The sequence below is a fragment of the Shewanella sp. AC34-MNA-CIBAN-0136 genome, assembly GCF_040309945.1.
In the GTDB taxonomy this organism is placed as follows: Bacteria; Pseudomonadota; Gammaproteobacteria; order Enterobacterales; family Shewanellaceae; genus Shewanella.
Genome location: NZ_JBEOPJ010000001.1, coordinates 97,701 through 119,725, shown reverse-complemented (window position 1 = coordinate 119,725; position 22,025 = coordinate 97,701). Strand labels below are relative to the sequence as shown.

Sequence of the window (22,025 nt, the reverse complement as noted above, 5' to 3'; positions counted from 1 at the left end):
CTTTCCACAAGTTTTTAAACTTTGCAAATGTTGACATAGGTCAACATTTTGTGAAATGATGCCAACGGGTCTACGCTTTAATAGGTGTAGAAAAGGGAAGAAAAACTAACAATCACAAGAAAAAGACGTGCTTAGTTGAAGTAACATTGATTAACAATTTTAGATCATCGTTATTTTGCAAAGTTGAACTTTTTAATTCACTTCAAATTGGTTGGGAACTATGTCCAAGGTAAGCAATAGAACAAAAATCGCTACTGCACTTGTTGGCGCTCTGGCTTTAGCTGGTAGCAACTTCGTTGTTGCAGATCCTCTAGCTGACGTTCAAAAAGCAGATAGCAGCCTTAATGCTGCTTCAGCTGCGTCACAACAGAAAGTCGACAAATATTTTGACCAAGCACAAGACATGCTTTTTGAGTATGGCAGCGTAGCTGATGAGCGTGAGTCATTGAAAGCATATAATGATTACGTTGCAGGCTTGGTAGCTGATCAACAAAATTCACTTGATTTAATTCAAACTGATATCAACGGCGTGGATAAACTTCGTCAGGGTGTTGTGCCATTAATGTTTAAAATGGTTGACGCTTTAGAGCAGTTCGTAAATTTAGATTTACCATTTAACATTGAGACTCGTCAGAATCGTGTTAAGAATTTAAAAGATATCCTTGATACTGCTGAAGTTACATTGGCAGAAAAATACCGTCTAATCCTTGATGCTTATAGCATTGAGCGTGAGTATGGTAGCTTTGTAGCAGTTCATACCGGTAAGTTAAATCTAGACGGTAAAGAAGTGCTAGTTGATTTCTTCAATTTAGGCCGCGTTGCACTTTATGCACAGAGCTTGGATCAGAAAATAGCATGGATGTACGACGCAGATGCGAAGTCTTGGAATAAGTTAGACGATAGCTACCTACGTGATATTACTAAAGGTATCCGCATTGCTCGTAAGCAAGGCGCTCTAGACCTATTCGCATTACCAATCCCTGCTGCGGAGACTGCACAATAATGAAGAAGTTAATTACATCAGTGCTAGTAGCTGCAACTTTCTCTTTAACAGCTGGTATGGTTTCTGCTGCAGATGCACCAAAAACTATCGGTCAACTGTTACAGCAAGTTAAAGCCGACCGAGCTAACGAAGGTAAGACAAACGCTAAGCGTGAAAGAGAGTTTCAAGCGGAACGTGGCGATAAAGCTGAATTACTTAAGCGTGAAAAAAATGCCCTGTCTGCTGAAAAGCAACGTGGCAAAGATTTGAACCAAGCATTCTTGGACAACGAGCGTAAAATTGCTCAGTTAGAAGAAGACTTAAAAACTGCTCAAGGTGACTTGGGTGAAATGTTTGGTGTTGTTAAAGGTGAAGCCGGTGATTTCGCTGGTAAGTTAGCTGCGTCTAACATCAGTGCTCAGTTTCCTGGTCGTGACACCTTTATTGCTGAATTGGGTGCACGTAAATCACTGCCTAAAATTGAAGAGTTAGAACAATTTTGGGAAGCACAGTTATTTGAAATGGTTGAGTCAGGTAAAGTTGTTAAATTTGATGGTGATGTTACTGCTATCGATGGCAATGTAGTAAATACTGCAATTCACCGTGTAGGTCCTTTCAACTTAACTGCTGAAGGTAAATATGTTGTTTACAAACCTGAACTTGGTTTAATTCAACAATTATCACAGCAACCAGAAGGCTACCAGGTTAGTGCCGTTGATACGTGGGAAAATACTACTTCAGGTGTTGCTCCTTTCTATATCGATCCAGCTCGTGGCGTGTTACTAAACATCTTTACTAACAAAGCTAGTTTAGAAGATCGTTTAGAAGCCGGTGGAACGATTGGTTACATCATTCTTGCATTGTTAGCATTAGGTATGTTGATTGCGGTTGAGCGTTTAGTGACTCTGACTATCATTGGTACTAAAGTTAATAGCCAACGTAAAAACATCGAAAACCCTGGTAACAACGCTTTAGGTCGTATTCTAAAAGTATACCAGTCAAATAAAGATGTTGATGTTGAAACGCTTGAGCTAAAACTTGATGAAGCTATCTTAAAAGAAACACCAGCTTTAGAAGCTCGTATTTCAATCATCAAAGTTATTGCAGCTATCGCTCCTATGATGGGTCTACTGGGTACGGTTACCGGTATGATCGCAACCTTCCAATCTATTCAATTATTCGGTACTGGTGACCCTAAATTGATGGCTGGTGGTATTTCTATGGCGCTTATTACGACTGTTCAAGGTCTTATCGCTGCATTGCCTCTAATGTTATTACATGCAATCGTAGTTGCTCGTAGTAAGTCTATTGTTCAAGTTCTTGAAGAACAAAGTGCCGGTATCATTGCAGAACATGCTGAGAAGAGGGCTGACTAATGATGCTAATCCTGATGGACGTATGGGATTCCGTCAGGGGCTTCATGGCCTCCGGAGGCGATGTCCTCTGGCTGGTTGCAGCAGTGCTATTCCTAATGTGGGTGTTAATGCTTGAACGTTATTGGTATCTAAATTGGATATCTCCAAAACAACATCAAGCCGTTATCGCCTCATGGGAAGCAAGAGAAGAAACAACTTCTTGGCATGCTCACCGTATCCGTGAAGCTTGGGTATCCCAAGCGAAGCAAGATTTGAATGCACGTATGCTGTTAATCAAAACCCTAGTAGCAATTTGTCCAATGATTGGTCTATTAGGTACTGTAACCGGTATGATTTCAGTATTCGATGTGATGGCAGTTCAGGGGACGAGTAATGCTCGTTTAATGGCCGCTGGTATCTCTATGGCCACAATGCCGACAATGGCAGGAATGGTTGCAGCTCTATCGGGTGTTTTCTTTAGCACACGTTTAGACTCAAAAATGAGAATCAGTTTAGAAAAGCTAAAAGACAGCATGCCTCACCACTAGAGAGAGATTGAACATGGCACGTAAGAAGCATTCCACTATGGAAGAGGAAGCGCAAATTGATATGACCCCGATGCTAGACATCGTGTTTATCATGCTGATCTTCTTTATTGTAACAACATCGTTTGTTAAGCCATCAGGCTTAGACTATAACAAGCCTAAAGCGTCACAGGCTACGTCTAAACCTTCGGCGAACATCTTTATTGGTATCAGTAAAACTGGTGTCATTATGATGGAAAACCGTCAGGTTGATATCGAACGTGTAACTGCAAACGTAGAACGTATGTTGGCGGAAGCACCTGAAGCAGCCGTACTGATTCAAGCAGACAAAGACGCTTTACATGGTTTAGTCGTTAAAGTGCTTGATAACGTTAAAGCTGCAGGTATCGATAAAATTTCAGTATCAGCGGGGAATGAGTAATATGCTAAGAGCACTCGTATCAATAATCATTGGTGCTGCAGTGACTTTTGGGCTGTTTGCTTTCATGGCTTTCCTGGTCGGCGGCGGCGCACAACGCAACGGCGACTCAGTGGAATCCCCTGTTATTGAAATTACGATGGATAAACAGGATTCGAAGGCACAGAAAAAACCAAGGGTTACACCTAAGCCACCTCCACCACCGGAGCAGCCACCGAAGCCGGATACTACTCCGCCTGATTCATCATCTAATATTGACACTAATATGGCGTTCAATATGGGTGGAATCGAATCTGGTGGACCAAGTACTGGTTTCAAGCTTGGTAACATGATGACCCGTGATGGTGATGCTACCCCTATCGTTCGTATTGAGCCCCAGTATCCAATTGCTGCTGCTCGTGATGGTAAAGAGGGTTGGGTTCAACTTACCTTTACAATTAACGAACTAGGTGGTGTTGATGACGTTTCTGTTATCAAAGCTGAACCTAAGCGTTTATTCGATCGTGAAGCGATTCGCGCATTGAAAAAATGGAAATACAAACCAAAGATTGTCGATGGCAAGCCATTAAGACAAAGTGGTATGACAGTACAACTGGACTTCACACTAGAGAAGGGAGGTAGATAATGCGTAAAGTTACTAGTATCGCTACAGCGTTATTACTTTCAGTCTGCGGAAGTGCATTATTGTCTAGCTCTGTAGTTGCTGCGGAAAAGTGTGAGATTGACAAACGTCAATCTCGTGCTGTTGGCGAAAGCGCTGCAAAAAAAGTTCAAAAATCTTTTGAAGCATATACCGAAGGGAATTTAGACCAAGCGATTGCAATTTTGCTTGAGGCTAATGCTAAAAACGATTTCGACAAAGCGTATGTCGATCGTATGTTAGGTAACTTCTATGCTGAAAAAGGTCAGATGAAGACAGCAATCAAATATTTAAAGACTGCTGTTGATGCTGACATTCTTGGTGGTACAGATCATGCTGCAACAATGCGTTTGTATGCTGATTTGTTATTACAAGAGAAACAGTTTAAAGAAGCGATTCCATATTATTACAAGTGGATGGATTTTACCTGTAAGGCTGATGCGCAAATGTATCGTCGAATTGGTATTGCCTACACTGAGTTAAAAGATTGGAATAAAGTACTGCAAGTTGCTGACAAAGGTTTAACTTTAGCTGAATCGCCTGATAAAGGCTTGTATCAAATGAAGTTAACCGCTTTCTTCAACCAGAAAAAGTACAAAGAAGCCGTAAAAGTGTTAGAAACTATGGTGCCTTTGTTCCAAGACGATAAACGTCTCTGGGTTCAGTTAGCTCAGTTTTACTTGATGACTGAAGACTATGATAAATCACTAGCAACATATGATTTAGCATATAAAAATGGCTTTTTAGAGACGGACAGTAATATTACTCGTTTGGCTCAATTGTTAGCGCAAAAAGGTTCGCCTTATAAAGCTGCTACCATTTTTGAAAAGCACATGAAGTCTGGTTTAGTTGTTGAAAGCGAGAAGAGTTTAACTACACTCGCTGGTTTTTATCATAATGCTAAAGAGCTAAAAGAAGCTGCTTACTATTATGGCAAAGCTGCTGCAGTTAGTAATAAGGGTGAACTGTATTTAAAACAAGGTCGTATTCTTGCTTTAGAACAAAAATACAATGAAGCTATTCCGGTGCTTAAAAAAGCACTTGATGCTGGTATTGATAACCCGGGTGAAGCTCAATTTGAGCTAGCTTTAGCATACTTGAGCCTTAAAAAGTACAAGTCTGCTTATAACCGTGCAGTTCTTGCCGCTAATGATAAAAAGACTGAACGCAGTGCTAAGAGCTATATTTCTTATATCAAAGAAAAAGCTCGGATTCACAACGTAACGCTTTAATCTAAGCTTGATTTAAAAAGCCCCTTTTTAGGGGCTTTTTTATTTTCTCATGAAAATGCTCTCATCATTCTTATTGTATTTAGGTTATTAATTTTGCTGTATTAATGGCTCGAATCTTGTTCAATTAACGTATTGACTGATATTCGAAATCAATAAATTGTTAGATAGTGTGTATTTGATGAAGTTTAGTTTCATGTACCGCCATGCAAAGATACAATAAGTGAAATGATGATGTCTGCTTAGTCATGTATGGCATATAGTAACGATATTACATATTAGAAATACGTTATCCAGAACGAGTAAGCCTGATTGTAAGTGTATTTTATACACTTAAGTAGACAAGGTCGTGCATTGTTAGTGAGAGCTTATGTTGTGCTATCTAATAATATGCTCAGGTGTAGAGTAGTGGTGATTGGGCGTGAGATAAATTCACTTCTAATTAGGATACTCATACGTGGTAATGAAACCCCCATACCCTGGTTTTTTTAAGCGTAATAACTAAATCATATTTTTATCGAGATTAAATAGTTAACCTCTACTCGGGTTAAGAGATTGGATAAGTAAGGCAAAATGACAACATTTGTCCTATGTCATATCAAACTGGTCATTTGTTTTGCTAACAAGGCGTATTGACGCGTCAATAGCTAGCCTATTGCAAGTCGATATAAAACAGTTAGCCAGACAAGGAGCGTTTGATAACTGTTTTTATCCTGAGCTAAGGTGAGTTACATCGAGATAAATCGACACGCTAATAAGGCGTGAGTTAAATTGTGTTAAGGAATAATAAAAATGAATAAAACATTGCTGGCATTGACTGTGTCCTTATTATTGGTCGCTCAAGGTTGTTCTGAAGCGACTACTGTCTCATCTACGCCTGAAACCCCCGCCGAACCTAGTGCTGCCGTTATGCCTCAATCTGCCTCAGAGCAGTATTTGGCAATGGTTGATAATTTTTTTAATGATCAATTAAAGCTTGAGCCGATTTACGCCACCTTTGTGGGAGTTAATGACTATAACGACCAATTCGGTGGAGCATTAACTGAAGAGTATTTAAAGGCTCGTCATAATTTAAATAGCCGTTACTTTAGTCAAGCTAAAACGATTGATGTTGATAAGCTTCCTGCATCACTTAAGTTGAGTTACGACATGTTTATTTATGATCGTAATATGGAGCTTATTGGCGAAACTTATCCAGAGTACTTCTTACCTATTAATCAGTTTTATAGCACAGTATTTACTATGGTCCAGTTGGGCAGTGGTGAAAGTGCTCAACCATTTAAGACTGTTGAAGATTATCAAAATTGGTTAGGCCGCTTACGTGGGTTTATTAACTGGACTAAACTTGCACAGCAACGTATGGATGAAGGTATAGCAAGTAAAGTTGTACTACCTCGAGTGCTTGTCGAGCGGATTATTCCTCAGTTAGACGCTCAACTTGTTACAGATGCACAGAGTAGTTTGTTTTATTCCCCAATTAATTTACTGCCAGAAAGCTTTACTGCTGAGCAAAAAACACAATTAACCACTGAATACTCGCAACTTATTGATTCTGAGCTATTACCTGCATTGACTCAATTACGAGACTATGTAAAAGATGTCTATTTACCCAATTCTCGTGCTTCAGATGGTTGGTGGGGACTGCCAAACGGTAAAGATTGGTATCAACATTTAGCTAATAGCCATACAACAACAACTTTGTCAGTGGATGAAATTCATCAAATTGGTCTTTCTGAGGTTGCACGCATTCTATCTGAGATGGACAAGGTCAGAGAACGAGTTGGTTTTAAAGGTGATTTAACTGCATTTTTTGCTTCTTTATCTTCAGAGCAGCAGTACTTTTTTACTGACCGACAAGATTTAATTGATGGCTATATGACGATTAAAGAGCATATAAATCAAGTATTGCCTCAGTATTTTAATGTGATGCCCAAAGCTGATTATATCGTTAAGCCTGTAGAGAGTTTTCGTGAGAAATCTGCCGCTGGCGCATCGTATGAATCACCAGCCGTTGACGGTTCACGCCCAGGTGTTTTTTATATCAATACTTACAACTTAAAAGCACAACCCAAATGGGGTATGACAACCTTGTCATTGCACGAAGCTGCTCCCGGTCATCATTTTCAGATTGCGATTAAGCAAGAGTTAACTGATGTTCCACAGTTTCAGCGCTTCCAGGGTTACACTGCATTTGAAGAAGGTTGGGCGTTGTATGCAGAGTACTTAGGGATTGAGATGGGCGTATTTAACGACCCATATCAGTATTTCGGCAAGTTATCAGATGAAATGTTAAGAGCAATGCGCTTAGTCGTAGATACAGGACTTCATGCGAAAGGCTGGAGTCGTGAACAAGCTATTCAATACATGAAAGACAATTCTCCAATGGCGGAGTCTGATATTGTTGCAGAAGTGGAGCGTTACATGGCCATACCAGGCCAAGCACTATCTTACAAAGTCGGTCAGTTAACTATTTTGCGCTTACGAGCGGATGCAGAAAAGGCCTTGGGTGAAAAATTTGATTTAAAAGGTTTTCATGATCAATTACTCACGTCAGGATCATTACCAATGGCGGTGATGGAAAACAAAATTGCTGATTGGATAAAAGCTGAACTAGCCAAATAAATGCCGTAAAAAGGACGGTGACTTATGTATGTCATCGTTCTGTCATTATGTTAGTGTTACATTTTTATTTTATATTATATTTTAGGAGCCAAATTATGGTACAAGCAACTGCTAGACACTTACTCGTAAGCACTCAGGAACAATGCGAATCACTCAAGCAACAGATCGAAGCTGGTGCTGATTTTGCTGACGTAGCCAAGGCAAATTCTTCTTGCCCATCTGGTGCGCAGGGTGGCGAGTTAGGTTCTTTTGGACCAGGCATGATGGTTAAAGAATTTGACGAAGTGGTATTTAGTGCACCATTAAATGTTGTTCAAGGCCCAGTAAAAACTCAATTTGGTTTTCATTTACTTGAAGTGACCAGTCGCGGCTAGTCATTATTGAGTCCGTGATAAATAATGGCAGCTTAGGCTGCCATTTTTATTGAAAAAAACTAGAGGGTATATGGACATAAATCTTTATAGTGATCGGCTGAAATTACGAAATTTGCACAGTAGAGATTGGGCATTTTTTTTACGTTTACATCTTGATAAAGGTGTTAATCAGCATATTAGAAACATTGAATCTGAATCAGATATTGTCGCTAAATTTGAGCAGCGTAAAGCGGTATGGCTTTTTGAGTCAGGAGATTGGTTAACGCTTGTTATTGAGCGAATTGATAATAGTCAGGCCGTGGGACTTATTGGTTTTAGATGTGATGATGCACAGCTAAGGCGGGCAGAAGTAGGCTATCTCATTGCGCCAGAACAGCAAGGATTAGGGTTCGCTAGTGAAAGCTTACGCGCGGTAACTGATTGGGGTGCTCTACAATTCAGTATGCATAAATACATTGGCCTTTGTGCTCAAGAAAACATTGCTTCACGTAATGTATTAGAGAAGGTGGGGTTTGTTTTGGAAGGGGTGCTAAAACAGAATAACTGTATAGATGGTAAATGGACCGATGATTGTTACATGGGGTTGTTGACCGCACAGAGAACGTGACCAATTTTTAGTCCGTTTAGCCTCAAAACAAAATAAAATCTTTGTCGCACTATATTCTAACGGGCATTTGTCACATAATACGTAATACAACTGAAAACTATTCTCGTTAACAAGTGAAACTTTGATCTAGATTTGAGTTTAACTTGTTTAGTTCCGATAAAATTTTTAACGTTATTAATGTTGTTGAAGGTAGTGTTACATGAAGCTGAGTGAACTTAAGCCTGGTGATCAGGCGATTATCTCTGAAATAGGTCAATTAACGTTACCGCAAACTGTTAAACGTAAATTGTTATCCATGGGCATTACACCCAATACTCGTTTTCATTTTATACGAAGAGCCCCTATGGGCTCGGGTGTTGAATTAGATTTACGTGGCAGTAAATTATGTATGCGTTGTGATTTAGCCGATATCATCGAGGTAGTGCTCAAAAATGACTAAACAATTTCATTGTGTCACCGTGGGTAATCCCAATGCTGGTAAATCGACTCTTTTTAATGCACTTACTGGTGCAAGCCAGCAGGTTGGCAATTGGTCGGGTGTTACCGTCGAAAAAAAAACGGGTAAGATAAATTATTCAGGGACGGATATTTTTCTTACCGATCTCCCTGGCATCTACGATTTACTTCCCGCAGGCAATAGCTGCGATTGTTCATTAGACGAACAAATTGCTCAAGCTTATCTTTCTAATCAACAAGTCGATGCAATCATCAACCTAGTTGATGCCACAAATGTTGAACGTCATCTGTATTTAACCACCCAATTACGTGAGTTAGGTATTCCGATTATTGTTGTTATTAATAAAATTGATGCAGCTAAAAAGCTGGGGATCAACATTAATGTTGATGACATGTCAGTACGTTTAGGTTGTCCTGTTGTTGCAATTTGCTCACGAAATCAAGCAGATGTAGAACAACTACAAGCTGAATTAATGTCACTGTTGGAAAAAGGTGACTCTGTACAATCATTAATGTTGCAGTACCACACTGATATTGAAGCAAGTGTAACTGCACTGCAGATGCAAAATGATAGCCAAGGTCTTACTGAGCTGAGCCGTGGGCAGGCACTTGCTATTTTAGCCAATAGCCATGGAGATGGCTGTGGAACAAGTGAAGTACAATTACACGACACAGTAAAACAGTGCACTTTACGAGTAGAGCAAGCCGGCGAAGACATCGATATTATGATCGCCACAACCCGATACGATTTTGTGCAACAGGTGTTTGAAGCATCAGTAAATCAAGGTAAACACATAAGCGCCACAGATAGGCTTGATAAAGTAGTGTTACACCCGGTGTTGGGTATTCCTATTTTCTTATTTGTTATGTACCTAATGTTTTTATTCAGTATTAACGTGGGTAATTCTTTTATCGATTTCTTCGATATTACCGCAGGAGCTATTTTTGTTGACCATTTTGGCGCCTTGTTGTCATCAATTGGAGCGCCTGATTGGCTGGTGACTATTTTAGCTGGCGGTGTTGGACAGGGCATCCAAACTGTCGCGACGTTTATTCCTGTTGTCGCTGCATTATTTCTGGCCCTTTCAGTATTAGAAGCATCTGGATACATGGCTCGTGCAGCATTTGTGGTTGATGGCTTGATGCGCCGTATTGGCTTACCTGGTAAAGCCTTTGTGCCAATGATTGTTGGTTTTGGTTGTTCGGTTCCTGCCATTATGGCAACCAGAACATTAGGCAGTGAGCGTGAACGTATCGTTACCGGTATGATGGCGCCTTTCATGTCTTGTAGTGCTCGATTGCCTGTTTATGCCTTATTTGCAGCAGCCTTTTTCCCTCAATCAGGCCAGAATTTGGTGTTTTTACTGTACATCATTGGTATTTTTGCCGCTATTGGCACCGGTTTGCTACTGCGCAAAACGGTATTGCCGGGCACAAGCAGTGCCGTTGTTATGGAATTACCAAGCTACGAAATGCCTAAGTCTAAAGCTGTGTTGTCTCGTACGACTAAACGAACTAAAAGCTTTATTATGGGCGCCGGTAAAACCATCATTATTGTGGTGACACTGCTTAACTTTGTTAATGCTATTGGCACAGATGGATCTTTCGGTCATGAAGACAGTAAAGAGTCTTTGCTCAGTGTTGCTAGCCAACAAATCACACCGCTGTTTTCTCCTATGGGAATAGAACAAGACAATTGGGCTGCAACGGTTGGTATTATTACCGGCATTTTTGCTAAAGAAGCCGTAGTCGGTACATTAAACAGTTTATACAGCACCTCAGCAGGTGATGATGAAGAGTTATTGTCTATTTGGGACAGTGTTAAAGTCGGCTTAGCGACAATTCCAACAAACTTATTAGGTATTGAACCTGGTGACCCATTATCAATTGCGATAGCAGGTATCACAGATTTAGATGAAGCAGCAATGGAGTTATCTGTTGATACATCTACCTTCAGTGCGCTTCAAACAGGCTTTAAAAGCCAGATCGCCGCATTCTCATACTTGTTGTTCATCTTGCTTTATACGCCTTGTGTGGCAGCAATGGGAGCTTTGGTACATGAGTTTGGTGCTAAGTGGGCCCGTTTTGCTGCTATCTGGACATTTTCATTAGCCTATGGTTCTGCAACGGTGGTTTATCAGGGGGCTACATTTACTCAACATCCGGTGCAGTCTGCTGGTTGGATCTGTTTCTTTGCCGCGGCCTTGGTTGTGTTTTATTTCTGGTTGAATAAGAAAGGTCGCAAAGCACAACAAATTATTCCTGGAATACGTATTGTCACGGAATAGTTAACCGTATTGATGATTGATTTAAACAATAAACCCGGCTTTGCTGGGTTTATTTGCTTTAACAAGCTAACTTTTTCAGTGCTAGCAGTTGTAACTACTTAAGATCTGTAGGATCATCTATTTTTATTCATATTGCCATTGTGCGCCAAGAGGAATTCCATGAGTCATGTGGACACCGAAGTACGTCCAAGTAACTTCATTCGTAATATCATAGACGAAGACCTAAAAAGCGGTAAGCACAGCCAAGTACATACACGTTTTCCACCAGAACCTAACGGGTATTTACATATTGGCCATGCTAAATCTATTTGCTTAAATTTTGGTATTGCAAAAGATTATCAAGGTCAATGTAACTTACGTTTTGATGATACAAACCCTGAAAAAGAAGACATCAATTATGTTAAGTCTATTCAGGAAGACGTGCGTTGGTTAGGCTTTGAATGGTCTGGCGATATCCGTTATTCATCAAACTATTTTGATCAACTACATCAATATGCAGTTGAGCTCATTACCAAAGGGTTGGCGTACGTTTGTTTCTTAAATGGCGAACAAACCAGAGAGTACCGAGGTTCATTAAAAGAGCCAGGTAAAAACAGCCCATACCGTGACACCAGTGTTGAGGAAAACCTCGCGTTATTTGAGAAAATGCGTAAAGGTGAGTTCAAAGAAGGTGAGTGTGCACTGCGTGCCAAAATTGATATGGCATCACCTTTCATGTGTATGCGCGATCCTATTATTTATCGTATTCGATTTGCTCATCATCATCAAACAGGCGACAAGTGGTGCATTTACCCAATGTACGATTTTACTCATTGTATCTCTGATGCTATTGAGAATATCACTCATTCGATTTGTACTTTAGAGTTTCAAGATAACCGTCGTTTATATGACTGGGTATTAGATCATTTAAATGATTTCCAAGCACCAAATCGCACTCGTCAATATGAGTTTTCACGCTTAAATCTTGAATACACCTTGATGTCTAAGCGTAAACTAAACGATTTAGTCACACGCAAACTGGTTGATGGCTGGGACGATCCCCGTATGCCAACTATCGCTGGGTTACGTCGTCGTGGTTACACATCAGCTTCTATTCGCGAGTTCTGCTTACGTATTGGTGTTACCAAGCAAGAAAACTTAATTGAAGTCGGCATGTTAGATGCGTGTATTCGTGAAGAATTAAACGAACATGCACCTCGTGCGATGGCCGTGTTAAGACCGATAAAAGTTATCATTGAGAACTATTCAGATACTGAAACCGAAACCATTATTGCTGCAGCTCATCCAAACAATGAAGCCATGGGCACTCGTGAGCTGACATTTGGACGTGAGTTATTCATTGATGTTGAAGATTTTAAAGAAGAAGCTAATAAGCACTTTAAACGACTTGTTTTAGGTAAAGAAGTCCGTTTACGTAATGCCTATATCATCAAAGCTGAACGTTGTGACAAAGATGCAGATGGTTATATTACCACCGTCTATTGTACTTACGATGCTGATACATTAGGTAAAAACCCTGCAGATGGACGTAAAGTTAAAGGGGTGATTCATTGGGTTGAAGCATCAACAGCGAAACCTGCTGAGTTTCGCTTGTATGATCGTTTATTTACCAGTGAAAATCCTGCAGCTTTTGAAACTGTTGATGAAGTGCTAAATCCCAATTCACTCACAGTAGTGAAGGGACTCGTTGAACCTGGCTTAGTCAATTCGCCGGCTGAGAAAGCGTTTCAATTTGAGCGAGAAGGTTATTTCTGTGCAGACAGTAAAGATTCAAGCGCTGAACATTTAGTGTTTAACTTAACGGTACCGTTAAGAGATACCTTTGCGTAATCAGCATTATGAATAACAAAAAGGCGCTGAATGCGCCTTTTTTGTTTTATTTTTTCAATAATCAATAATCAATAATCAATAAATTATTGCATCATTGGCCCAAAACCAATGCTCCATAAAATAACACTACTGGCCATCAGCGCAACTAATAACACAAGTCCCGCAGTAACCACTGAGCTAGCGTAAATGAAACCCTTTTCTTCCGGGATATTCATAATAATAGGGACACCGGCATACAGCAGGTAAACCGAATAAGACAAGCCAATCAAGCCGACGATCATAATGAACCATAACACGGGGTAGAGTGCTGCCAAACCAACCATAAATAATGGGGTTGCAGTATAAGACGCTAATTCGAGAGCTTGAGTATAAGTTGGATCCGCATCAAATGTTTTGCCCATCCAATATGCTAAATACGCGAGAGCCATAACACCAATAATTAAGCCGAAATACATCCCAACTGACATGAATAGTGCGCTTTTTGAGGTTAGGAATAGAAGTTCTCCAGCTCCGGGATGCCATCCAATGTGTGCGGTTGCAAAATAAGCACAAATTGCAGGGATCAGTGCGATAAGCAATACATGACTCAAGCTGCTCTTTAGCGCTTCGTGATTCTTTTCAATTGTGTGCCACTCTTTTTTTGGATGAGTGTAAAGTCCCATTAAGTGATTCAATACCATTATAGTTATCCTTGTTTAGCATTTTTGACCTAGCTCGCCAAACAACGACGAACTGACTACAGCTTTTTACCAATCGCCTTAATCAGTCCACATCTACTTATCAACAGGGGAATGGTGTTGGCATAACACTGAGATCGTTCTATTGCCAACATCTATGTTGTTAAGTTATGACTCTATCCCAATTTAGAATCATCATTTAAGGTGATCGATGGCATCTGTTATTAAATCGTTAAATTAGATGCTCAGCTTATTTATTGAACATAAATAGACTTTCGTCAAGTTGTATTACGTTTTTGGTTTCAGAAAAGATCGCTCTAAAGGTAAAATGAACATAGATTTTTGAGAGGATTATCCATTTTATGCAGCAATTACTTGTCCCTATTTACGACTTTTTAGGTTGTGAGACACCAAACCGTTGGGTCGAACAAGCTAAACAACCTGAACAACTCACCGCGTTGCTGATTGACCATTGCAACTGTGAGCTTAAAGCTGCGCAAACTGCAATGTTAATGATCCGCAAATATGCGATTGACAAGAGTAGTTCACATCTATTGAAGACCTGGGCTAAGCCTTATGAAGATTTTGTTTATCAACAAGACCGTAATGCCCTCGAGTTTTTAGCCCGCGACAGTAAAAAGAACGACATCACTAGTGAATTAATAGCCAATAAAAACCTCACTAACAGCACTGATTTAATGAGTAAAATGGTTCGTTTGATTAAAGAAGAGTTTCATCATTTCGAACAAGTTTTACAGATTATGACTGCGCGTGGTATTGATTACAGTAATATTCGTGCCGGTCGTTACGCCAAACAGTTAATTATTCATATGCGGACTCATGAGCCACTTACGTTAATTGATAAGTTAATAATTGGCGCGTTTATTGAAGCGCGGTCATGTGAACGATTTGCCAAACTTGCGCCGCATTTAGATGATGAACTCGCTAAGTTTTATACTTCATTACTTCGATCAGAAGCGCGACATTTTCAAGATTATTTGGCTCTTGCTGAGGATATTGCCGGTGAAGATATCAGTGAACGCATTGATTATTTTCGCGAAAAAGAAATGGAATTAATTTTGACAGAAGATAGCGAGTTTCGTTTTCACAGTGGTTTACCGCCACAATAGCCCACAATTGCGAGATATAAACCAAGACTCACTGATGATATCAACGTTGATACTGTTTAGTGAGCCTAGTTTGTTTCGGAAAAGGGTAATGTTACTAACTCGCAACCTTTCTCGCTGACGTTTAGCACGCTGCCTTGAGTATACCAATCACCGACCACAACACGTTGTTCTTGTGCAGTGAGTTGATGTATAGCAGGGCGATGAGTATGACCATGGATCATTCTTTGACAATCAGTACGAGCCAGTAGCGCGGTTACCGCACTTGACTCAACATCCATGATTTCATAATGTTTTTGCTGATTACCTTGAACACTTTTTTGACGAATTTTTGCGGCAATGTTTAAGCGTGTTTTTTTAGGTAGGTGAGAGTAGACCCAACGCACTATATCAAGACTTCTAAAGCGCCTGAATCGCTGGTAAGCAATATCAAGGGTACAAAGGCTGTCACCGTGTAAAATCACAGTATTAACACCGTACAAGTTGATACAATAGACTTCAGGTAATATTTTCATGCCTGCTCGTAGGCAAAATTGTTTGCCAACCATAAAATCACGATTACCATGAATAAAATATACAGGTATTGAGTTCGATACTGTTTTGATTGCTTCAGCAATGGCAATGGTAAAGGGTTCTGCAATATCATCACCCATCCAAACTTCGAATAGATCACCGATGATATAAAGCGCTTCAGTATTGTCTAAACCATGGTTTAGAAAATAGATGAAGGCTTGTGTAATATCTGGGCGATCTGCACTTAAGTGCAAATCGCCTACGAAGATTGTTTTCTTCAAAATTACGCTTTAACGCTAACGCTTTTGATCACAATGGCTTCTAATGGTACATCTTGATGCATACCATTATTACCAGTGGCAACATTTTTGATTGTTTCAATAATGTCTAAACCTTCAACCACTTCACCAAATACACAGTAACCCCAGCCCTGTGAAGTTTCTGATTTAAAATCAAGGAAAGTATTGTCTTTCACGTTAACAAAAAACTGTGCTGTCGCTGAATGCGGATCAGAAGTACGTGCCATGGCAACAGTGCCTTTACGGTTAGATAAACCATTGTTGGCTTCATTTTTGATTGATGCTTTAACACTTTTTTGGCTCATATCTTCAGTGAAACCACCACCTTGGATCATAAAGCCGTCAATAACACGGTGAAAAATAGTACCTTCAAAAAAACCATCTTCAACATACTGCATAAAGTTAGCCGCGGTAATTGGCGCTTTTTCTTCATTTAGCTGTAAAGTAATATCGCCCATATTGGTATGTAAAGTAATCATGTTGTCTCACTTGAAAATAATAATTTGCGCGATTCTAACTTATCTTAACTGCCGCATAAAGTGCAGTGTTCAAAACAGGTGACATCATGCTAAACTCAGCATTAACATTTCCCGTTATAAATTAGTGTAAAAGAGAACAATCGATGTTAAAGATTTACAATAGTATTAGCCGTGATAAACAAGAATTTAAACCAATAAATCCAGGTAAAATCGGAATGTACGTCTGTGGCGTGACCATTTACGATTTATGTCATATTGGTCACGGGCGTACCTTTGTTTCGTTTGACATGATAGTGCGTTATTTACGTTATATCGGTTATGAGGTGAATTTTCAGCGTAACATTACCGATGTTGATGACAAAATTATCAAACGGGCCGCTGAAAACAACGAATCTTGTGAGTCGCTTACTGAGCGTTTGATCGCCGAAATGCACCAAGACTTTGATGCCTTGAACATGAAACGTCCAGATTTTGAGCCTCGAGCAACGTTACATATTGAAGAAATTATCGATATGGTTCAGCGTTTACTCGATCGCGACCATGCCTATGTAGCCAGCAATGGCGATGTATTATTCAGTGTTGCCTCATTCCCTGAGTATGGACAGTTGTCAGGTCAAAACCTAGACCAGCTTCAAGCCGGTGCTCGCGTTGAGATAGATAATGCTAAACGCAATCCTATGGACTTTGTGTTATGGAAAATGTCAAAACCGGGTGAACCAACCTGGGAATCACCTTGGGGTCCTGGTCGTCCAGGTTGGCACATTGAATGTTCTGCCATGAACAGTAAGCATTTAGGCTTACATTTTGATATTCATGGTGGCGGCTCTGATTTACAGTTTCCACATCATGAAAATGAAATTGCGCAGTCTTGCTGTGCTCACGATACTCCGTATGTGAATTACTGGATGCACACCGGAATGGTGATGGTTGACCGTGAAAAAATGTCTAAATCATTAGACAACTTTTTTACCATTCGAGATGTGCTTAAGCATTATGATGCTGAAACGGTACGTTACTTCTTATTATCCGGTCATTATCGTAGTCAGTTAAATTATTCTGAAGACAATTTAAAGCAAGCTCGTGCAGCACTAGAGCGTTTATATACAGCACTTAAAGGTTTAGACTTAACTGTTGATGCTGCGCCTGCTGAACCGTTTGTAGCCAAGTTTAAGTCGGCAATGGATGACGACTTTAATACTCCTGAAGCCTATTCCGTGTTATTTGAGATGGTACGTGAAATCAATCGTCTTAAAACAACCGATATGGCAGCAGCATCGGCATTAGGTGTCAGCTTGAAGCAATTAGCAGATGTGCTTGGCCTTATCAGCCAGACGCCAGAAGCTTTCTTTAAGGGGGAGGGCAGTGACGATGAAGTGGCAGAGATTGAAGCGCTTATCGTTGAACGTAACCGTGCCCGTACTGAAAAAGATTGGCCTGCTGCGGATGTTGCTCGCGATCGCTTGAATGAGTTAGGCGTTGAGTTAGAAGATGGTGGCCCTAGCGGCACCACATGGCGTAAAAAGTAGTTTATTTAGCGCATAAAAACAAAAGCCTGCAATAGCAGGCTTTTTTGTTATTAATCAGCATAATTTACTTATCTGAGATTTGCTTATCTGAGATTTGCTTATCTGAGATTTAGTTATCTGAGATTTAGTTAACTATGATATTGCTCGCATGCGTATAGGGTGTTCTCTAATAAACTTGCAATCGTCATTGGGCCAACTCCACCAGGAACCGGCGTAATAAATGCAGCCTTTTCAGCGGCAACATTAAATTCAACATCACCCACTAAACTGCCGTTCTCCAAACGATTGATACCAACATCAATAACAATCGCGCCTGGCTTGATCCAGTCACCAGGAATAAACCCAGGTTTGCCAACGGCAACGACTAATAAATCTGCTTGACGCACTTTTTGTTCTAAGTTTTTGGTAAAACGATGACAGGTTGTCGTTGTGCAACCTGCTAATAATAATTCTAGTGTCATTGGTCGGCCAACAATGTTTGATGCACCAACCACAGTTGCATCCAGGCCATAGGTATCTATACCGGTTGATTTTATTAACGTCATAATGCCCATCGGCGTGCAAGAACGAAGCACTGGGATACGTTGAGCTAGACGGCCGACATTATAGGGATGAAATCCATCAACATCTTTATCTGGGCGAATATGTTCAATGACTTTGGAGTCATCAATATGGGCGGGCAAAGGCAGCTGCACTAGAATCCCATCAATGCTTGGATTGGCATTACATTCATCGATTAACGCTAAAAGCTCTGCTTCAGTTGTATTGGTGTCAAGGTCAAAAGATTGAGATTCAAAACCGACTTCCTCACAAGCTTTGCGTTTACTGCCAACATAGACTTGAGATGCGGCATCACTGCCCACTAAAATAACTGCAAGTCCTGGCGCGCGAAATCCAGCTTGTCTACGTTGTGTTACTTTTTGTTTTAGTGTGGTGCGAATAGATTGTGCAATGGCTTTACCGTCAATAATTTGAGCAGTCATGGCTATAGAGTTTCCTTTGAGTGACACAGGTGTTGAAGTCAATGGTCGATCGGCCGTTATTCTAGCAGGCGTATTGAAGAGTGTCATTTGCTAGACGTGGAAAATACAGTGAATAAACTATTCGCGCTATGATGCTAATCACGATATTTGCTGCTAAATTCGTCATATAGCAATAAGGGTTAAAAAAATCGTTGACGATAGCTAGGTGACTCGTTAATATGCGCTCCGTTCTCGAGACAACATCGTTATTGTTTATAGATAATTTCTGCCTCGAAAACAAAGCAATATTTTCGGTGATTAGCGCAGCCCGGTAGCGCATCTCGTTTGGGACGAGAGGGTCAGAGGTTCGAATCCTCTATCACCGACCAAATTAATGTTATTTGCTCTTGCAGTGAGTAACGGAACAAGTAAACTTGTTCAGCCAGACAGGATGCAGTATCTAACTGTAACCATGCGCCCGTAGCTCAGTTGGATAGAGCACCCGCCTTCTAAGCGGGTGGTCGCAGGTTCGAATCCTGCCGGGTGTACCATTTCAATGGTGATTGTAGCTCAGTTGGTAGAGTCCCGGATTGTGATTCCGGTTGTCGTGGGTTCGAGCCCCATCAGTCACCCCATTTTCTGATTAAATCAAACTATCGTGTATAACTCTTTTAACGGGTACAGATAAGTTTGATTTGGTCACGATAATTATTTTGCTCCTAGTCCTTTTGAGCGTAAGTCAAAAACTCATTTCGCACATTAAACGTGCAAACACGTCAAAATTGAACATAAGTCGGCGTTTTTATCATGTAAATCGACCTTTTCAGGCTCGACTCTGTTAAAAACGGTAGCTATAATGTCGCGTCTTGATAAATATCAAAAATAAGCTACCTGTACCAACAGCGTCTTCAGCATCAATAATATCGCTGTGCTGGGTTTCAGAGCTAAATCCATGGTCAAGAAACGAATATCTAATGGTTGAGTTGTCGACCATTACAAAGAACGTCAGACATATTTCGAGGTAAAACAATGCAAGTTTCTGTTGAAACAACTCAAGGCCTAGAGCGTCGCCTAACTATTTCTGTACCTGCTGAGCAAATCGAGAAATTGGTTAAAGACAATGTATTGCGCGAAGCTAAGCGTGCTCGTCTTCCAGGTTTCCGCCCAGGCAAAGTGCCTATCGGCGAAATCAACAAGCGTTATGGCAAAGCCATTCGTCAAGACATCACTGGTGAAGTGATGCAACGCAACTTTATTGAAGCAATCGTAGCTGAAAAGTTAAATCCTGCAGGTGCACCAGTATTTACTCCTGGTTCAACTGAAGGTGATTCTTTTGAATTCGTTGCAACATTTGAAATCTACCCAGAAGTTGTTCTAACGGGTTTAGATAGCATTGCAGTTGAACAGCCTAAAGCTGAAGTTAATGATGCTGACGTTGATGTTATGATTGAAACATTACGTAAGCAACATGCCACTTTTGCCGCTGTTGAACGTGCAGCAGTTGCTGACGATAAAGTTAAAATGAACTTTATCGGTTCTATTGACGGCGAAGAATTCGAAGGCGGAAAAGCTGATGATTTCGAACTTCAATTAGGCAGCAACCGTATGATCCCTGGTTTTGAAACCGGTATCGTAGGCCATAAAACAGGTGATGAATTCGAAATCGAAGTGACTTTCCCTGAAGATTACCACGCTGAAAACTTGAAAGGTAAAGCGGCTAAGTTCGTTATTACTTTGACTGAAGTTCAAGCGGCTAATCTGCCAGAAGTGAATGATGAATTTGCTTCATTGTTTGGTATTGCTGAAGGTGGCTTAGATGCACTTAAAGCTGAAATCCGTAAAAACATGACTCGTGAACTAGAGCAAGCGTTAAAAGCGAATGTGAAAGAACAGGTTATTACTGGTTTACTTGCAGCAAACGACATCGCTATTCCTAAAGCGCTTATTGAGGGTGAAGTGAATGTACTTCGTCAACAAGCTATGCAGCGTTTTGGTGGTCAAACTGAAAATATGCCTGAACTTCCGGCTGAACTTTTCACTGAACAAGCTGAACGTCGTGTTAAAATCGGTTTGCTATTAGGCGAAGTGATCAAGACAAACGAACTAAAAGCAGAAGATGATCGTGTTAATACATTGATCGAATCTATGGCTTCAGCGTATGAAGATCCATCTGAAGTTGTTTCATACTACAACTCAAACAAAGAACTCATGCAAAACATGCGCAACGTAGCGCTTGAAGAGCAAGCGGTGGAAGCATTGTTAAAATCATCAAAAGTAACAGTTAAAGACGTCGCTTTTGAAGAATTTATGAACAAGGCTACCGGACGAGCGTAAGCTAAGCTTGACTTAACAAGCCGTTCGCCATTTATAATGGCTCGTATGAGGTTCCTCTCATGCGGGCCATTTTTATTTTAGGGAAATGAATAATGCATAAAGCACCAGAATCAGTACTCAATGCTCTTGTACCTATGGTTGTTGAACAAACAGCTAAAGGTGAACGTTCTTATGATATCTACTCTCGTCTATTAAAAGAGCGAGTCATCTTTCTAGTTGGTCAAGTTGAAGAACACATGGCTAACCTTATTGTTGCTCAATTATTATTCCTTGAGTCAGAAAGCCCAGATAAAGATATTTATTTGTACATTAACTCTCCTGGTGGCTCTGTCACAGCAGGTATGGCTATTTATGACACTATGCAGTTCATTAAGCCTAATGTGAGTACCGTATGTATGGGCCAAGCCGCGAGTATGGGCGCATTCTTGTTAGCCGGTGGCGCTAAAGGTAAACGTCATTGTTTACCGAACTCTCGAGTGATGATCCATCAGCCATTAGGCGGTTTCCAAGGTCAAGCATCCGACATCGCCATTCATGCACAAGAAATTCTTGGTATTAAGAATAAATTAAACCAAATGTTAGCGGACCATACTGGTCAACCGTTAGAGGTTGTTGAACGTGATACCGACCGTGATAACTTCATGAGTGCTACTCAAGCTGTTGAATATGGTATTGTCGATTCATTACTCACGAGTCGCGGCTAAAAACTGGTAGCTGATTTTCTAGATACTTTCAGGTATTCTGTATTGAAAGGCGTTCAGT

20 protein-coding genes and 3 tRNA genes are annotated in these 22,025 nt (G+C 40.5%); 19 read left to right on the top strand and 4 right to left on the bottom strand.

From position 1 onward, the window contains the following. Positions 1 to 220: 220 nt before the first annotated feature. The 12 genes from AAEY94_RS00535 to glnS all read left to right on the top strand — a co-directional run bounded on the left by AAEY94_RS00535 (position 221) and on the right by glnS (position 13,346). Positions 221 to 1,003: a DUF3450 domain-containing protein gene (locus AAEY94_RS00535; protein WP_162022714.1), complete on the top strand. Its 783-nt coding sequence runs from the start codon at positions 221 to 223 to the stop codon at positions 1,001 to 1,003. Next, positions 1,003 to 2,358, top strand: a complete 1,356-nt coding sequence (locus tag AAEY94_RS00530) for a MotA/TolQ/ExbB proton channel family protein (RefSeq protein WP_101087812.1) — start codon at positions 1,003 to 1,005, stop codon at positions 2,356 to 2,358. Before AAEY94_RS00535 ends, AAEY94_RS00530 begins: the two co-directional genes overlap by 1 nt. After that, positions 2,358 to 2,885, top strand: a complete 528-nt coding sequence (locus AAEY94_RS00525; protein WP_011638074.1) for a MotA/TolQ/ExbB proton channel family protein — start codon at positions 2,358 to 2,360, stop codon at positions 2,883 to 2,885. Before AAEY94_RS00530 ends, AAEY94_RS00525 begins: the two co-directional genes overlap by 1 nt. A 13-nt stretch (positions 2,886 to 2,898) precedes the next feature. Continuing rightward, the gene (locus AAEY94_RS00520; RefSeq protein WP_011638073.1) at positions 2,899 to 3,303 is read left to right on the top strand and encodes an ExbD/TolR family protein; all 405 of its coding nucleotides are present in this window, start codon (positions 2,899 to 2,901) and stop codon (positions 3,301 to 3,303) included. Position 3,304: 1 nt separating this feature from the next. Next, positions 3,305 to 3,925, top strand: coding sequence for an energy transducer TonB (locus AAEY94_RS00515; RefSeq protein ID WP_101087814.1), 621 nt, complete (start codon positions 3,305 to 3,307; stop codon positions 3,923 to 3,925). Next, positions 3,925 to 5,172, top strand: a complete 1,248-nt coding sequence (locus tag AAEY94_RS00510; RefSeq protein ID WP_162022715.1) for a tetratricopeptide repeat protein — start codon at positions 3,925 to 3,927, stop codon at positions 5,170 to 5,172. The genes AAEY94_RS00515 and AAEY94_RS00510 overlap by 1 nt, the downstream gene beginning before the upstream one ends. 789 nt (positions 5,173 to 5,961) lie before the next feature. Further along, entirely contained in the window at positions 5,962 to 7,791 is a 1,830-nt protein-coding gene (locus AAEY94_RS00505; protein ID WP_350976444.1) for a DUF885 domain-containing protein, read from the top strand. A gap of 95 nt (positions 7,792 to 7,886) precedes the next feature. Then, positions 7,887 to 8,165: a peptidylprolyl isomerase gene (locus AAEY94_RS00500; RefSeq protein WP_101087820.1), complete on the top strand. Its 279-nt coding sequence runs from the start codon at positions 7,887 to 7,889 to the stop codon at positions 8,163 to 8,165. Positions 8,166 to 8,235: 70 nt separating this feature from the next. Beyond that, on the top strand, positions 8,236 to 8,772 hold the full coding sequence (locus AAEY94_RS00495; RefSeq protein ID WP_162022717.1) for a GNAT family N-acetyltransferase: 537 nt from the start codon (positions 8,236 to 8,238) through the stop codon (positions 8,770 to 8,772). Between the two features lie 199 nt (positions 8,773 to 8,971). Beyond that, the gene (locus AAEY94_RS00490) at positions 8,972 to 9,211 is read left to right on the top strand and encodes a FeoA family protein (protein WP_011638067.1); all 240 of its coding nucleotides are present in this window, start codon (positions 8,972 to 8,974) and stop codon (positions 9,209 to 9,211) included. Continuing rightward, on the top strand, positions 9,204 to 11,516 hold the full coding sequence (feoB, locus tag AAEY94_RS00485; protein WP_101087824.1) for a Fe(2+) transporter permease subunit FeoB: 2,313 nt from the start codon (positions 9,204 to 9,206) through the stop codon (positions 11,514 to 11,516). Before AAEY94_RS00490 ends, feoB begins: the two co-directional genes overlap by 8 nt. Positions 11,517 to 11,675: 159 nt before the next feature. Next, a complete protein-coding gene (gene glnS, locus AAEY94_RS00480) occupies positions 11,676 to 13,346 on the top strand; it encodes a glutamine--tRNA ligase (RefSeq protein WP_350976439.1) in 1,671 nt (556 codons plus the stop codon). Between the two features lie 83 nt (positions 13,347 to 13,429). Here the strand turns inward: glnS and AAEY94_RS00475 are convergent, their stop codons facing one another. Further along, on the bottom strand, positions 13,430 to 14,026 hold the full coding sequence (locus tag AAEY94_RS00475) for a Yip1 family protein (protein ID WP_011638064.1): 597 nt from the start codon (positions 14,024 to 14,026) through the stop codon (positions 13,430 to 13,432). Between the two features lie 359 nt (positions 14,027 to 14,385). Here AAEY94_RS00475 and miaE point away from each other — a divergent pair, with 359 nt between their 5' ends. Beyond that, entirely contained in the window at positions 14,386 to 15,153 is a 768-nt protein-coding gene (gene miaE / locus AAEY94_RS00470; protein WP_182743729.1) for a tRNA isopentenyl-2-thiomethyl-A-37 hydroxylase MiaE, read from the top strand. A gap of 65 nt (positions 15,154 to 15,218) precedes the next feature. On the opposite strand, the gene AAEY94_RS00465 is transcribed toward miaE, so the two are convergent. After that, positions 15,219 to 15,944, bottom strand: coding sequence for a UDP-2,3-diacylglucosamine diphosphatase (locus AAEY94_RS00465; RefSeq protein ID WP_101087830.1), 726 nt, complete (start codon positions 15,942 to 15,944; stop codon positions 15,219 to 15,221). Positions 15,945 to 15,946: 2 nt separating this feature from the next. Further along, complete coding sequence (locus AAEY94_RS00460) at positions 15,947 to 16,441, bottom strand: peptidylprolyl isomerase (protein ID WP_011638050.1); 495 nt, start codon at positions 16,439 to 16,441, stop codon at positions 15,947 to 15,949. A 143-nt stretch (positions 16,442 to 16,584) separates the two neighbouring features. Here AAEY94_RS00460 and cysS point away from each other — a divergent pair, with 143 nt between their 5' ends. Then, complete coding sequence (cysS, locus tag AAEY94_RS00455) at positions 16,585 to 17,967, top strand: cysteine--tRNA ligase (protein ID WP_101087832.1); 1,383 nt, start codon at positions 16,585 to 16,587, stop codon at positions 17,965 to 17,967. Between the two features lie 128 nt (positions 17,968 to 18,095). On the opposite strand, the gene folD is transcribed toward cysS, so the two are convergent. Further along, complete coding sequence (gene folD / locus AAEY94_RS00450; RefSeq protein WP_101087834.1) at positions 18,096 to 18,950, bottom strand: bifunctional methylenetetrahydrofolate dehydrogenase/methenyltetrahydrofolate cyclohydrolase FolD; 855 nt, start codon at positions 18,948 to 18,950, stop codon at positions 18,096 to 18,098. Between the two features lie 291 nt (positions 18,951 to 19,241). Between folD and AAEY94_RS00445 the strand changes: the two genes are divergently transcribed. The 5 genes from AAEY94_RS00445 to clpP all read left to right on the top strand — a co-directional run bounded on the left by AAEY94_RS00445 (position 19,242) and on the right by clpP (position 21,967). Next, positions 19,242 to 19,318 (top strand) — tRNA-Pro (locus AAEY94_RS00445). 85 nt (positions 19,319 to 19,403) lie between these two features. Continuing rightward, positions 19,404 to 19,480 (top strand) — tRNA-Arg (locus AAEY94_RS00440). 8 nt (positions 19,481 to 19,488) lie between these two features. Then, positions 19,489 to 19,564, top strand: a tRNA-His gene (locus tag AAEY94_RS00435). A gap of 394 nt (positions 19,565 to 19,958) precedes the next feature. Continuing rightward, the gene (tig, locus tag AAEY94_RS00430; protein ID WP_101087836.1) at positions 19,959 to 21,263 is read left to right on the top strand and encodes a trigger factor; all 1,305 of its coding nucleotides are present in this window, start codon (positions 19,959 to 19,961) and stop codon (positions 21,261 to 21,263) included. Between the two features lie 92 nt (positions 21,264 to 21,355). Continuing rightward, on the top strand, positions 21,356 to 21,967 hold the full coding sequence (gene clpP, locus AAEY94_RS00425; protein WP_101087838.1) for an ATP-dependent Clp endopeptidase proteolytic subunit ClpP: 612 nt from the start codon (positions 21,356 to 21,358) through the stop codon (positions 21,965 to 21,967). Positions 21,968 to 22,025: the final 58 nt, after the last annotated feature.